Source organism: Vibrio sp. ZOR0018 (assembly GCF_963865925.1).
GTDB lineage: Bacteria > Pseudomonadota > Gammaproteobacteria > Enterobacterales > Vibrionaceae > Vibrio > Vibrio anguillarum.
This window is the reverse complement of record NZ_CAWMCN010000108.1, coordinates 1-14,138: the sequence shown is the minus strand read 5'-3', so window position 1 is coordinate 14,138 and position 14,138 is coordinate 1. Positions and strand designations below refer to the sequence as shown.

General features: G+C 44.7%; 11 protein-coding genes and 1 tRNA gene. 7 read left to right on the top strand and 5 right to left on the bottom strand.

The window, feature by feature from the left end:
- Positions 1–11 precede the first annotated feature (11 nt).
- The 4 genes from nirD to AACR75_RS08900 all read right to left on the bottom strand — a co-directional run bounded on the left by nirD (position 12) and on the right by AACR75_RS08900 (position 5,474).
- Positions 12–347, bottom strand: a complete 336-nt coding sequence (gene nirD, locus AACR75_RS08915; protein ID WP_047689635.1) for a nitrite reductase small subunit NirD — start codon at positions 345–347, stop codon at positions 12–14.
- A 2-nt stretch (positions 348–349) separates the two neighbouring features.
- On the bottom strand, positions 350–2,938 hold the full coding sequence (nirB, locus tag AACR75_RS08910) for a nitrite reductase large subunit NirB (protein WP_047689633.1): 2,589 nt from the start codon (positions 2,936–2,938) through the stop codon (positions 350–352).
- 540 nt (positions 2,939–3,478) lie between these two features.
- Positions 3,479–4,810, bottom strand: coding sequence for a reverse transcriptase domain-containing protein (locus AACR75_RS08905; RefSeq protein ID WP_047689631.1), 1,332 nt, complete (start codon positions 4,808–4,810; stop codon positions 3,479–3,481).
- A gap of 1 nt (position 4,811) precedes the next feature.
- A complete protein-coding gene (locus AACR75_RS08900; RefSeq protein ID WP_047689630.1) occupies positions 4,812–5,474 on the bottom strand; it encodes an SLATT domain-containing protein in 663 nt (220 codons plus the stop codon).
- A 577-nt stretch (positions 5,475–6,051) separates the two neighbouring features.
- Between AACR75_RS08900 and AACR75_RS08895 the strand changes: the two genes are divergently transcribed.
- The 7 genes from AACR75_RS08895 (at position 6,052) to choV (ending at position 13,920) form a co-directional block, all read left to right on the top strand.
- Positions 6,052–6,840 carry a lipase family protein gene (locus tag AACR75_RS08895; RefSeq protein WP_013867930.1) on the top strand — a complete coding sequence of 263 codons (789 nt, stop codon included), beginning with the start codon at positions 6,052–6,054 and terminating at the stop codon, positions 6,838–6,840.
- 216 nt (positions 6,841–7,056) lie between these two features.
- On the top strand, positions 7,057–7,650 hold the full coding sequence (betI, locus tag AACR75_RS08890) for a transcriptional regulator BetI (RefSeq protein WP_017046103.1): 594 nt from the start codon (positions 7,057–7,059) through the stop codon (positions 7,648–7,650).
- 21 nt (positions 7,651–7,671) lie between these two features.
- On the top strand, positions 7,672–9,132 hold the full coding sequence (gene betB / locus AACR75_RS08885; protein ID WP_047689629.1) for a betaine-aldehyde dehydrogenase: 1,461 nt from the start codon (positions 7,672–7,674) through the stop codon (positions 9,130–9,132).
- An 18-nt stretch (positions 9,133–9,150) separates the two neighbouring features.
- Positions 9,151–10,851 (top strand): choline dehydrogenase, encoded by a 1,701-nt coding sequence (gene betA, locus AACR75_RS08880; RefSeq protein ID WP_047689628.1) that lies wholly within the window; start codon positions 9,151–9,153, stop codon positions 10,849–10,851.
- 36 nt (positions 10,852–10,887) lie between these two features.
- Entirely contained in the window at positions 10,888–11,832 is a 945-nt protein-coding gene (locus tag AACR75_RS08875) for a choline ABC transporter substrate-binding protein (protein WP_047689625.1), read from the top strand.
- 49 nt (positions 11,833–11,881) lie between these two features.
- Entirely contained in the window at positions 11,882–12,730 is an 849-nt protein-coding gene (gene choW, locus AACR75_RS08870) for a choline ABC transporter permease subunit (RefSeq protein WP_017048787.1), read from the top strand.
- Between the two features lie 2 nt (positions 12,731–12,732).
- Positions 12,733–13,920 carry a choline ABC transporter ATP-binding protein gene (choV, locus tag AACR75_RS08865; protein ID WP_047689622.1) on the top strand — a complete coding sequence of 396 codons (1,188 nt, stop codon included), beginning with the start codon at positions 12,733–12,735 and terminating at the stop codon, positions 13,918–13,920.
- A gap of 131 nt (positions 13,921–14,051) precedes the next feature.
- Here choV and AACR75_RS08860 read toward each other — a convergent pair.
- Positions 14,052–14,125: transfer RNA gene (locus tag AACR75_RS08860), tRNA-Cys, on the bottom strand.
- Positions 14,126–14,138 lie beyond the last annotated feature (13 nt).

Below are 14,138 nucleotides of genomic sequence, written 5' to 3'. Positions count from 1 at the left end.
AAAAGCGGCTGTTAAGCCGCGACTTCGACCACACCGTCGGTGACTCGCACGGCATAAGCTTTCACGCTAAAGCGTTCGTCTTCCATACATTGGCCTGTTATGAGATTGAAACGCTGCTTTTTAAGCGGGCTTGCTACCCAGAACTGCTCTTGATGTTGGCAAATAAAACCGCGTGACAACACATTGGCTCGAGCAAAGGGATCCATATTGCTTATCGCCATCACTTCTTGCGCCTCAGTCGGACGGAAGAGAGCCACTTGCTCACCATTCACCAGTGCACACACACCCGTTCCGGGAACAATGTCATTAATGTCACAGATGGCTTGAAATACTGTGTTATTGGCCATGGTTATTTCTCCAAAACAGGGGTAGAGATTGCCGAATCAGCAAGCGCGATGTGGAATATATCGCCTTTCGCTTCTGGGTGTTTTTCACTATAAGTCGCAGGACGGTGCTGCTCACGAGCGCTGACGAACACGACGTTCTCATCGCGTAAATCAGAATTAATGAAGTGAGTAAAACGAGTTAATTGCTCAGGATGATTAAGCGTTTCTGTCCATTCACAGCGATAATCAGCAATAAGCTTCGCCACATCTGCTTCGAGTTGATCGTTAATGCCCAACTTATCGTCCACAATCACTTCACGCAGGTAATCAACACCACCTTCTAGGTTGTCTAGCCACACTGAGGTGCGTTGTAATTTATCGGCTGTGCGAATGTAGAACATCATGAAACGGTCGATGTATTTCAGTAGTGTTGCTTCATCTAAATCAGAGGCCAGCAGATCGGCATGTCGAGGCTTCATACCACCATTACCGCAGACATACATATTCCAACCCGCATCGGTCGCGATCAGGCCTAAATCTTTCCCTTGCGCTTCGGCACATTCGCGGGTGCAACCTGAGACACCAAACTTCATCTTGTGTGGTGTACGGATACCTTTGTAGCGGTTTTCAATCAGCACACCCAAACCGACGCTGTCTTGCACACCAAAACGACACCACGTACTACCGACACACGTTTTTGCCATGCGCAGAGCTTTGGCATAGGCTTGGCCTGTCTCGTATCCAGCATCAATCAGTTTGCGCCAAATCTCAGGTAAATCGTCTTTTTGAGCACCAAACAGACCAATGCGCTGCGCGCCCGTCACTTTGGTGTAAAGTTTGTATTCTTGAGCGACATTCGCTAGCACCGCAAGCGCTTGTGGTGTGACTTCGCCACCCGCCATGCGTGGGATCACCGAATAAGTACCGTCTTTTTGCATGTTGCCCAAGAAGTTATCATTGGTGTCTTGCAAACTGACCAACGATGGCGAGAGCACATGATCCCCCCAACACGAGGCCAGAATAGAACCAATTGTTGGCTTGCAGACTTCGCACCCATAACCGCGTCCATGTTTTGCCAACATCTCATCAAAACGTTTGATGCCGTTAATGCGGATCAAATGGAACAGCTCTTGGCGTGAATACGCAAAGTGCTCACAAATGTCGTTTTTGACTTCCACACCCGATTTAGCCAGTTCAGCATTCAGAACCGACGTCACTAAAGGCACGCAACCACCACAACCGGTTCCTGCCCCTGTCACCGCTTTAATCGCGCCGAGCGTATGATGACCATCGGCCACGGCTTGGGCAATTTTCGCTTTAGTCACATCAAAACAAGAGCAGATCACCGCAGTATCAGGTAGTGCATCCGCGCCTAATGCGGGTTTTTCAGCGCCAGCATGCGCAGGTAGAATCAAGGTGTCTGGGTGTTTGGGTAGCTCAATATCATTGAGTTTGAGTTGCAGTAAATCGCCGTAATCTGACGTGTCGCCAACTAAAACTGCACCAAGCAGTTTTTTACCATCTTCAGAAACGATAATGCGCTTATAAACTTCATCTTCTTCATTTTGATAGACGTAGCTTTTACAACCCGGAGTTCGTCCATTGGCATCACCAATCGATCCCACCTTCACACCCAGCAGTTTGAGCTTGGCGCTCATGTCTGCACCACTAAATTGGCTCTCATTGCCCACAAGATGATCAACCGCAACCGTTGCCATTTTGTAACCAGGAGCGACCAGACCGAAGAAAGTTTGATTCCAAGAAGCACATTCGCCAATCGCGTAAATATCAGGATCGGATGTTTGGCAGTGATCGTTAATGGCAACCCCACCACGCGGCGCGATGTCTAGACCCATATCACGAGCTAATTTGTCCTGAGGACGTATCCCTGCGGAAAATACGATGAAGTCAACTTCCAAATCCGAACCGTCGGCAAACTTCATGGTATTACGAGCGGTCTCGCCTTGAGCAACGATCTCTAGCGTATTTTTGCTAGTGTGAACTTGCACCCCCATCCGCTCAATTTTATTACGCAGTTGTAAACCGCCTTGCAAGTCAAGTTGCTCAGCCATTAATACCGGAGCAAACTCAATCACATGGGTTTGTACGCCCAACGCTTTCAGCGCGCCAGCCGCTTCAAGGCCAAGTAAACCACCGCCTATCACTACGCCACTTTTGCTCTTTTTCGCGCACGTTTCGATGGCCTTTAGATCTTCAATGGTGCGGTAGACAAAGCAGTCTTTACTTTCATTGCCTTTGATCGGCGGTACAAAGGGATAAGAGCCCGTCGCCAAGACTAATTTGTCATAGCTCACTTCACGGCCAGTATTTGAATAGACCACGCGCTTTTCGCGATTAATGTTAACCGCCCGCTCGCCCATCAAGACATTAATCGCATGCTTTTGATAGAAACCCGGCTTAACAAGCGAAAGCTCTTCAGCGGTATGGTGTGAAAAGTAGGAAGAAAGATGGACGCGATCGTAGGCAACACGCGGTTCCTCACAAAAAACCGTGACATCAACAGCCGATGCCTCCATTTTTTCGACCAAATCTTCGATATAGCGATGGCCAACCATGCCATTACCGATGACAACCAGCTTCATCCTGCTCATATGGGTTCCTAATTATGGTAACGTTTCATTGAGCGAGATTTTTAATTATGAAAGAAAATGAATTACTGATGTAAATCAATTACAAACTCAAACTACCCTAAAGAGGTAGCCATAAAGAGGAATATCAGAGAGAAATAAACACCTTACCGTGAATACTAGGGGCCGACAGGTATAGGAAAATAATTAATATAGTATGATCGCTTCTAATCAAACTTGATCATTTACAACAAAACTTGTCAGTTTTCCTCTGTCAAAACACTTGGCAGAAGTTATATAAACAACTTAAACACGCTCATTATGCTTTCGAGTAGAAGCTTATGACGGGGTGTTCCTCCTCTTTTAGGGGGAGGGAATTAGTTTCGTGAGTATTGGGTATGCTATTTATGATGAGCGATATAGTTTGTTGGAATGTTTTTGCTCCATTTCAAGTTGGCCACTATTTAGATCTCACGTCTTAGAATCACCATTTGCCCTATTTTTCCTAATGCTAGTCTGGTTTTTAAAAGAACGAGGGACATATTCCCTTGTTTTACACTTAACCTAGTAGCCAAAATCTTTCACATCAACTTCTAGCTCTTTAACTTGAGAACCTATTTTTTTATGGAAGTGGTAACGAACTTCTTCATCAACCATATTGGTCAAATCAAAACTAAAATATTGAACTAAAACCTCTTTCATCTCAGGTATGTCATACTGGTCGAAGTTTGGTACATAACTGGTGTTATATTTGTTGTGGCTAATTTCTTTGAAAGTACGAACAAACTTTTTAGGTCTCATTTCTACCCCAAAACGCTTACATAGGCGCAGGACATAGTGATCTAATCTGTGGAGTAGCTTTTCATCATTGATCTCAGCGAAGAAAAATTGCCAACCCTTGCATTTCTTCTCAAACACACAGCCAGTGATTCGTAGGTTCAATCGCCATTCTAAAATTTTTAAGCTCTTATTTTTAGAGTGCTTATAGCTTGTGAAAATCCCAGCAAGAGAAGCCTTTAACTTTTCAATCGAACCGTTTCTTGCAGAGATATGCTCATTGGTGAATTGATACCCAAGATAATCAAAACCATTAGCAAGTGAGTCAATTTTTGACTTCTCTGGTACTTTCACAGGGCAGTGTATTTTTAAACCAATATTGCGAAACTTCTTGATAATGATTTGTGCTAGATCGTGTGCTTGATCAGCAGAACAAAGAACTAATACATCATCAACGTAGCGGTAGCATTTTACGTTAGGCAATTCAGATAAGAACTTGTCAATGTTTTGGAGGTAGATCGCTGCAAGGATGTTGGAAATAGCCAATCCTTGAGGTACGCCGACTTCACTCGGCTCATCATCCTTTCTCGAAACTAGAACTGAAGGGGCTGTCACAGCCGAAAAGATCATGTCTAGTATGTGATCTTGCCTAATGCGCTTTCTCAATTGAGAGCGTAGGTTTTTATGTCTGATCGATGGGTAAAAATTCGAAACATCTAACTTAATATAGCTATCAAAGTCACCAGATAAAGCGTGAGCTTTGACATCTTTAATGACATCTTGAGGAAGCGTGAACTTCACTGATTCTGCAAATCGCTCTTGTAGAAAGTTACACATAGCACGTAATGCAATTCTATCTCTCACTGTAGGGATAGAGATTTCACGAGGAGCTTTATTTCTCCCTTTAGTCAGCAATTTTAGCTTGTACTTGGAAAACGTATACGAACCTTCAATCATTTTACGAGAAATGATTTCGACTTGCGGGTCTAACTGTTTTCTAAAAGCATACTGATTCATATTGTCTATGCCAGTCGCACCAGAATATACAACATGATTGGAAAAGATTTCTTTTAGATTCTCGTGCCTAAACTCTTTATTGAATTGGTCTTCTACACGCATTTTATCCACCATTACACGTTGGAGCGGATAAGAATAAAGACGAGTTTAATGCAAGCAATATCAGTACAGGCAATACATAAAAAAATACAAGAGTTAACAACCTAGCAATAAAATAAGATGCCGCTAAAAACCAGTGATGTGATGTGGGTATTCTAGTAAGAGCTTGTTTTGGTTTTTGTTTGTTTTCCGAGGTGTCTGAATGGAAATCTTTGCTTACTTGCCTTACGGTGCTAGTACTTGCCCAATACTCTTGGCATAGTGCGATGGCAAAATCTTTATCAGTGTGGTTTTCACAAGCATTTAGCTTAGATTCGTAGGTTGTTGATAAATTGGCCAAATCAGCATTTTCAGCATTTGGCTTGGAGGCGTGATGCATAATGCTATTCAAACTTTCATAACATTCTTTGATTAGGTTTGCTCTTTCCTTAAACGAAAGTCCATTGATGAATCCTGAAATGCAAAGTACTAGGACAGAATATACAACCCAAGAGATCGCTTCGATTCCATTTTGTGGGTTCTTTAGATAATAAACGGATACGGCGACAGAGAAGAATGAATACCAGAGTAGTATTACCTGTGAGTGAAAGGCGTTAGACAAAAGTCGTTTTTCAGTTTGAATTCGTGCTTTTCTTGTCCACCAAATATTGTCAGCTAAAGCCACCATCTTCTCCTAATGTTGAGGGTGTGCTTCATAGAAGTAGTTTAGTTACAATAAGTTAACACTCCTACTGGAGTAAGCATATACAAGATACACTAAGGGCGAACCCTTCGAAATTAGTTTCACTCTTACTTCTAAGAGTGGACAGCTATTAAGAACTGTCACCTCTATGAAACACAGTGTGTATAGTACATTTTCGGTGGGCGAGGCTCAATAAATTTTATCACCGTTAACCTAGTTTTCAGTACTTCAAGTAATTAAAAAATTACTAATTTAGCAAAGTCACTGACACGCTTCTGTCCAAACTTGTATCAGGCCGATCTTCGCTGGCTCATTTTTGCCCCATTATGCTCTAGAGTGGAAGCTGAACCGTTCTGTTCCTCCCCCTTTCAGGGGGAGGTTAGGAGGGGGTGTACAGACCCTACCCCTCCCCTTGAAGGGGAGGGAATTTTGACATTCTGTCCTTCGCATCTTTATGGCTGACTGCATTTAAATACAAAGACTCCCCCACCCTAAACTGCACCGTTCATAAAGCATTCACATTCAATCGCTACGTTAGCTCAATATCTTCGAGATCTGTCATGTGAAACCACTTAAACGCTATCAATACGAACGCTATGCCGTGCTGTGCAACCTTGCTTATCCCAGAGTGTTTAGGCAGACACGTTACGGTTTTGACCCGAACGGTCAGCACATCATCCGTAACCAGTTTGGTAAAATCATGATTCGAGTGCTGTGGAGTAAAAACCAAGAAGAGGCCGTGGTCGTCATTAAAGGTTCGCACAGTGTCAGTGATTGGCTTTTGAACTTTGCAATGTGGACACGCAGTTGTCAGCACTTAGGATTGGATTACCGTATTCATGCGGGCTTTTACCATCTCCTGCATCAAGAAAGCCTGCCAACGCGCAACGAAGATAAACTCGGCCTATCGGTTTTACAACGGCTGGAAGCCGTCGTTGTTCCTCTGATCGAGAGCGGCAAACGCATTGCCATCACTGGTCACTCTTCGGGTGGGGCTATTGGGTGTATCTTTGCTGACTACATCGAAAAGAAATACCCAAAATGCATCAAACGCATTGTGACATTCGGCCAACCCGCGATTGGTAATTGGCGTTTTCGTCAACGCTACGCGCTTAGTCACAAAACCTATCGTATCTGTTGTGACCTCGACATCGTCACCTTTATGCCACCCATTCCTTTAATCTATTGGCATGTGGGTAAATTGCTGTGGCTTTACAATGGGCGTATTTACGAAAACACACCAACGTTCATTCGATTAGGCAGGTCTTTATTGAGCTGGCTAGTTCGCCCCTTCTCTTATCACCTCATGAGTAAATACATCCGCAATAAAGATTTCTTCGATGAACGATAGAAGCTAGCACCGAACAAAAAACACGGTGACTTCAAATATTTTTCACACTAAACAATTATGGAAAATTAATTGTAATCAATTGAATTAAAATAATATTTATTATTAACCATGCAAATTCAATGGCAATTATTACGCAAAAATAGATTTGAACTCTAAGCATTATCATGGCATTTTATATTTAACTAATCGTTCAATATAAAATAATCAGGATGAATTATGCCAAAGGTAGGGATGCCAGACATACGCAAACCTCAACTTGTCGCCGCAACAATGACAGTCATTGAACGCGTTGGATTACATGGCGCAAGTATCGCTTTAATCAGCAAAGAAGCAGGTGTCTCGACAGGGATTATCAATCACTACTTTGGCGGCAAGCATGGATTATTGGAAGAGACAATGCGTGTTGTTTTACGTGAGCTTTCAACCACCATCACTCAGCATTTAAACCAACTCCCAAAAGAGGCTCATTACGAACGCATTAATGCCATCGTAACCGGCAATTTCAAAGGGTTCCAAGCGGAAAACCAAGTCGTTAAAACATGGTTAGCGTTTTGGGCTTACTCCATGCACGACGCACAGTTAAATCGCCTGCAATACGTCAATGAACAGCGTTTACTTTCTCACCTTAAGATTGAACTCAAGCCGCTGCTCCCATCAGAACAAGTCAACCTCGTGGCTCATGGCATCGCGTCACTGATTGATGGCATTTGGCTACGCGGAGCATTAAACCCCAAAGGGATAGACCCTGCTCAAGCACATTCCATCATTAACGATTACCTCAATAAACAATTAGCGTTTTACGCGCAATAACAACTCACTTCAGGCCTTAAAATGGAAATACAATCGCTTTATATCAACGGAACGCTCCGATCTGCGACTTCAGGAGAACGTTTCGATACCTATAACCCAGCAACAGGTGAGGTGATAGCAAGATTGCAGCACGCCAGTGCCAATGACATTGAACAAGCTATCACCTCAGCCAAGCAAGGATTCGCGATATGGTCAAGAATGACCGCGACAGAACGCAGCCGTATTTTGCTAAAAGCAGTAAAAATACTTAGAGAACGAAACGATGAACTTGCTGTACTTGAAGTTCTCGATACCGGTAAGCCGATTCAAGAAGCCAATTGCGTTGATATTGCGACTGGCGCAGACGTCATTGAGTACTTTGCAAATTTAGCCCCATCGCTTCAAGGCGAGCAACAGCCGATCAATGAACATCAGTTTTTTTATACTCGCCGCGAGCCATTAGGCATCTGCGCGGGCATTGGCGCATGGAATTATCCGATTCAAATCGCGATGTGGAAATCAGCGCCAGCACTGGCTGCCGGCAATGTGATGATTTTCAAGCCCTCAGAGGAAACGCCATTAAGCGCATTAAAACTGGCAGAGATCTTCAGTGAAGCGGGAGTGCCAGACGGCGTCTTTAACGTGGTTCAAGGTGATTACCGCGTAGGTCAAATGCTGACAGCCCACCCTGACATTGCCAAAGTCTCTTTTACCGGTGAATCGGGTACCGGGAAAGCCGTAATGGCGGACAGCGCTCGCAGCTTGAAGTCTGTCACTATGGAATTGGGCGGAAAGTCACCGCTCATTATTTTTGATGATGCCAAGCTTGATCAAGCTGTCTCCGCCGCCATGGTGGCAAACTTTTATACCCAAGGTGAAGTGTGTACCCATGGGACGCGCGTTTTCGTACACGACAGCCTCTACGATGCATTTGTCGCTCAGCTTAAGCTGCGTACTGAACAATTAGTGATTGGCGATCCTATGGATATCAACACCCAGATTGGCGCGTTAATTTCCAAACCTCATTTAAACAAAGTGCTCACAGCGATTGAGCAAGCCAAAACCAGCCAAGCAACTTTGCTCACTGGCGGTTATCAAGTTACCGATAACGGCCTAGATAAGGGCAACTTTGTTGCACCAACCGTTTTCATTGATTGCACTGATGACATGCCTCACGTGCAGCAAGAAATCTTTGGCCCTGTAATGTCAGTGCTTAAATTTAGCGATGAAGACGAAGTGATCGCGCGCGCGAATGGTACTCAATATGGCTTAGCGGCAGGAGTGTTCACACAGAACCTTTCACGTGCACACCGAGTAATTCACCAACTTCAAGCCGGGATCTGCTGGATAAATACTTGGGGAGACTCTCCGGCAGAAATGCCTGTTGGTGGTTATAAGCATTCCGGAATTGGCCGTGAAAATGGTATAGAAACCCTTAAGCACTATACCCAAACCAAAAGCATTTTAGTGGAGCTAGATGATTTTGCTAGCCCATATGCTTAATCGTCAAAGGAGCCTTCTATGTTAAATCACTTTGATTACATTATCGTCGGTGCGGGCTCAGCAGGTTGTGTTCTTGCCGATCGCTTAACCGAGTCTGGCGAGCATCAGGTTTTACTGCTCGAAGCAGGTGGTAGCGATAAAAGCATTTTTATTCAAATGCCAACCGCCCTTTCTTACCCGATGAACAGCGAAAAATACGCATGGCAATTTGAAACCGAATCAGAGCCCGATCTTGACGGGCGTCAGTTACATTGCCCACGGGGAAAAGTACTCGGTGGCAGCTCGTCTATTAATGGCATGGTATATGTTCGTGGTCACGCTTGCGATTTTGATGAATGGGAATCACTGGGCGCTAAAGGTTGGAATTATCAAAATTGTTTACCCTATTTTCGCCGCGCTGAATCTTGGATAGGTGGCGAGAACGCTTATCGTGGAGGCAACGGGCCCGTCGGTACTTGTAACGGTAACGACATGCAATTGAACCCACTTTATCAAGCCTTCATCGATGCGGGCAAAGAAGCCGGTTATCCAGAAACTGACGATTACAATGCTTATCAGCAGGAAGGTTTCGGACCAATGCATATGACGGTAGATTCTGGAGTTCGCGCCTCAACGTCCAATGCCTATTTACGCCGCGCGATGAAGCGACCGAACCTCACCGTAAAGACAGGAATTGTGGCACATAAGATCTTGATTGAAGAGCAAAAGGCCATCGGCGTTGAGTTTGAAAAATCAGGCAAGATCCAACAAGCGTTTTGCTTGCGAGAAGTGATCTCAAGTGCTGGTTCTATAGGATCTCCTCAACTTTTGCAACTTTCGGGTATTGGCCCTAAAGCGCTGCTTGAACAAGTTGGTGTGAAACTGGAGCAAGACCTGCCTGGCGTGGGTCAAAACCTGCAAGATCACTTAGAGATCTATTTTCAATACCACTGCAAACAGCCGATCACACTAAACAGTAAACTCGGTTTAATCAGCAAAGGGCTTATCGGCACTGAATGGATCTTAACTCGTAAAGGATTAGGGGCAACCAACCACTTCGAGTCGTGCGCGTTTATTCGCTCTCGCGCAGGGCTCAAATGGCCAAATATTCAATACCACTTTTTACCTGCTGCGATGCGGTACGACGGCCAAGCGGCCTTTGATGGTCACGGCTTCCAAGTTCATGTGGGGCCCAATAAACCAGAAAGCCGAGGACAAGTACAAATTGTCTCTCGCGATCCAACGGTTTCACCCTCTATCGCATTTAATTACCTATCAACCGAACAAGATCGCCAAGATTGGCGCGATTGCATTCGTCTCACCCGCGAAATTCTAGCGCAACCAGCATTGGATACTTATCGGGGCGAAGAAATTCAACCGGGGGAAGAGATCCAAAGCGATGACGATATTGATTCATGGGTCAAACAGAATGTGGAAAGCGCTTATCACCCCTCTTGCAGCTGCAAAATGGGCGCAGATGACGACCCAATGGCCGTGGTGAATGACCAATGCCAAGTGCGCGGAATTCAAGCTTTACGCGTGGTGGATTCCTCGATATTCCCAAGCATTCCCAACGGGAACCTGAATGCGCCAACCATTATGGTCGCAGAGCGCGCCGCCGATCTTATTTTAGGCAAACCGCTATTAGCCAGTACTGAAGCTCCAGTATGGATTGCACCAGACTGGCAAACCAAACAAAGAATAAAACCACCAATGAGAAAGCCGGACGCTTACTCATAAAATTTATAAAGTCAGTCAAAAATACAAGGAAATAACATGTCTATTACTAAAAAAACCGTGCTCACACTTGCAATGACGACTCTGCTCAGCGCCAACGCTTACGCCAATCAATGCGATACGGTGCGCTTTGCTGATGTGGGTTGGACAGACATTACCGCCACGACAGCAATAACCACAGAGCTGCTCAAAGGGTTAGGCTATCAGACAAAAATCGATTTACTCTCAGTACCCGTGACCTACTCATCTATGGCAAACGGTGACATTGATGTATTCCTCGGTAATTGGATGCCAACCATGGAAGGCGATATTGCCAAATACCGTGAAGCTGGAACGGTTGAAACTCTACGCGCTAACTTGGAAGGAGCAAAATACACACTCGCTGTGCCTAAGTACGTTTATGATGCCGGTGTCCAATCGTTTGCTGATATCGCTCAATTTTCAGATAAATTTCGCGGCAAAATCTATGGTATTGAACCGGGCAATGACGGTAATCGCTTGATCCAATCGATGGTTGATGAAAACGCTTTTGAGCTGAAAGATTTTAGCGTTGTTGAGTCAAGTGAAGCGGGCATGGTGTCACAAGTGGCACGCTCAGTACGTCGTAATCAGTGGATTGTGTTTCTAGGTTGGGCTCCGCACCCAATGAACAGCAATGTTGAAATGGAATACCTTGATGGCGGTGACGATTACTTTGGCCCAAACTACGGTGGTGCAAATGTCTACACCAATGTGCGTCAAAACTACCTAGCACAATGCCCAAATGTCGGTAATTTATTAAAAAACCTATCCTTCTCGCTTGAAATGGAAAACCAACTGATGGAATCCATTCTCAACCAAGGCGTGTTACCAGAACAAGCCGCTCGCCAATGGTTAATCAAACATCCAGAAAGTATTGTTCCATGGCTAAAGAATGTAAAAACTAAAGCTGGAACACCTGCACAACAAGCTATCAGCAACTATTTAGCGCCATTTAAAGCATAAATTAATTTAAAGGAGGAGGTGAGCATTTCACCTTCCAAAAGGCTATACCGTGAATTTTATTACAGAGAACAAAATCCCCTTAGGTCGTTGGATGGAAAGTGGCGTTGACTGGCTGACCATCCATGCAGCCACATTTTTTGATACTGTTTCCTACTTACTTGAGACCATCATTTTATCTTTAGTTGATGTGTTTAAATGGATGCCCCCTGCCGTGCCGATTTTAGTCACCGCAGCCATTGCATGGTATCTACATCGTCAGATTTCATTGGTGGTATTTGTTATTGCTGCCCTACTGCTTATTCTAAACCTTGGCTACTGGCAAGAAATGCTGGAAACCTTTGTCTTGGTGTTTGCCGCGACAACGATTTCCGTATTAATTGGCGTACCATTGGGCATTATCGCCGCGCATCGACCATGGCTTTATACGCTGATGCGCCCAATTCTTGACTTAATGCAAACAGTACCAACCTTTGTTTACCTCATTCCAACGCTAGTTCTGTTCGGTTTGGGTATTGTTCCGGGGCTCATTTCGACCATTATCTTTGCCATCGCCGCCCCCATTCGCCTCACCTATCTTGGGATTACTAAGGTACCGGAAGAGTTAGTTGAAGCGGGTAAAGCATTCGGCTCTAGCCGTATGAACTTACTGCTCAAAGTGGAGTTGCCAGCAGCGCTACCCAGCATAATGGCAGGGATCACTCAGTGCATTATGTTATCACTCTCAATGGTTGTGATTGCCGCCTTAGTTGGTGCTGACGGCCTTGGCAAACCCGTGATTCGTGCACTCAACACCGTCAATATTTCTCAAGGTTTTGAAGCTGGTTTAGCCATCGTTTTAGTCGCCATCATTCTTGATCGTTTATGCAAAACCCCACATCAAAATAATAAGGACGCATAATCATGGACGCAATTACCATTAAAAACCTCGATGTTATCTTTGGTCAGAACCCAAATGAAGCACTGCAACGACTCGACGCGGGTGAATCTCGCCAAGAGATTATCGATGCCTGCGGTCAAGTCGTAGGGGTAAACAATGTCAGCCTTACTGTTAAAGAAGGCGAGATTTGCGTCTTGATGGGGCTGTCTGGTTCAGGGAAATCGAGCTTGCTGCGCGCGGTGAATGGCTTGAATACCATCAGCCGGGGATCATTAGAATTAAAAGATGGCGAACGCTTTGTTGACCTTGCCAGCTGTGATAAAGCAACGCTTCAGCATTTAAGGACGAATCGTGTCTCGATGGTGTTTCAAAAGTTTGCCCTTATGCCTTGGTTATCGGTTTTAGATAACGTGGCCTTTGGCTTAGAAATGCAAGGAATGAGTAAGAAAAAACGCCACCAACGTGCTCGTGAACAGCTAACAATGGTTGGTCTTGCTGAATGGGAAGATAAATTTCCCCACGAACTTTCTGGCGGCATGCAGCAACGTGTCGGTTTAGCACGTGCTTTTGCAATGGACAGTGACATCCTGTTAATGGACGAACCATTCTCAGCACTTGATCCGCTGATTCGTGCGCAACTGCAAGATGAGTTATTAGATCTACAAAGCAAACTCAACAAAACCATCTTATTTGTTAGCCACGACTTAGATGAAGCACTAAAAATAGGCAATAACATCGCGATTATGGAGTCAGGAAAACTGATTCAGCACGGTAAGCCAGAAGAAATTGTCCTTACACCCAAAACGGACTACGTCAAAGAGTTCGTGGCACACACTAACCCTCTTAACGTACTAAAAGGACGTTCGTTAATGCAGCCCATCGAACAGTTAAAGCAACAAGACGAACGTTGGCAGGTCTGCAAAAAACAGGATGTTTGGGTCGCACAACATGATAAAACTCTGACACTATATGGAGCAACGTCGACCGCTCTTATCCACTGGGATACCCAAGTCAGGGATATGTCGAACATTGATTCATCGATGATGATCATTACAACACCTGATATTGATATGCGTAGCGCGATTGAGTTGAAACATCGAACTCAAAATCCGATTCTTCTGATGGAAAATAATCAGCTCGTCGGCGTCTTAAGCGACCAAGAAATTTACAGTGCCCTACTGGGAAATTATCAAACCGAAAAGGCGGCTTAACACTCACCTCTGTGCATTGCTGTCAATGTCATGTTAACGCCATCATACCGATGGCGTTATTTCTAAGCAGGCTGTTGATTCTTAATCACATAGATCAAAAAAAGACGCTAAAAAGCGTCTTTTTTTGTTTTTGGAGGCGCGACCCGGAGTCGAACCGAGGTCCACGGATTTGCAATCCGCTGCATAACCAGTCTGCCATCGCGCCTTTAATTTTTTTT

Coding starts and splice junctions, on each gene's coding strand:
- betI (WP_017046103.1), top strand. CDS start 7,057: ATGCCAAAGGTAGGGATGCCAGACATACGCAAACCTCAACTTGTCGCC.
- betB (WP_047689629.1), top strand. CDS start 7,672: ATGGAAATACAATCGCTTTATATCAACGGAACGCTCCGATCTGCGACT.
- choV (WP_047689622.1), top strand. CDS start 12,733: ATGGACGCAATTACCATTAAAAACCTCGATGTTATCTTTGGTCAGAAC.
- nirB (WP_047689633.1), bottom strand. CDS start 2,938: ATGAGCAGGATGAAGCTGGTTGTCATCGGTAATGGCATGGTTGGCCAT.
- AACR75_RS08900 (WP_047689630.1), bottom strand. CDS start 5,474: ATGGTGGCTTTAGCTGACAATATTTGGTGGACAAGAAAAGCACGAATT.
- AACR75_RS08875 (WP_047689625.1), top strand. CDS start 10,888: ATGTCTATTACTAAAAAAACCGTGCTCACACTTGCAATGACGACTCTG.
- betA (WP_047689628.1), top strand. CDS start 9,151: ATGTTAAATCACTTTGATTACATTATCGTCGGTGCGGGCTCAGCAGGT.
- AACR75_RS08905 (WP_047689631.1), bottom strand. CDS start 4,810: ATGCGTGTAGAAGACCAATTCAATAAAGAGTTTAGGCACGAGAATCTA.
- nirD (WP_047689635.1), bottom strand. CDS start 347: ATGGCCAATAACACAGTATTTCAAGCCATCTGTGACATTAATGACATT.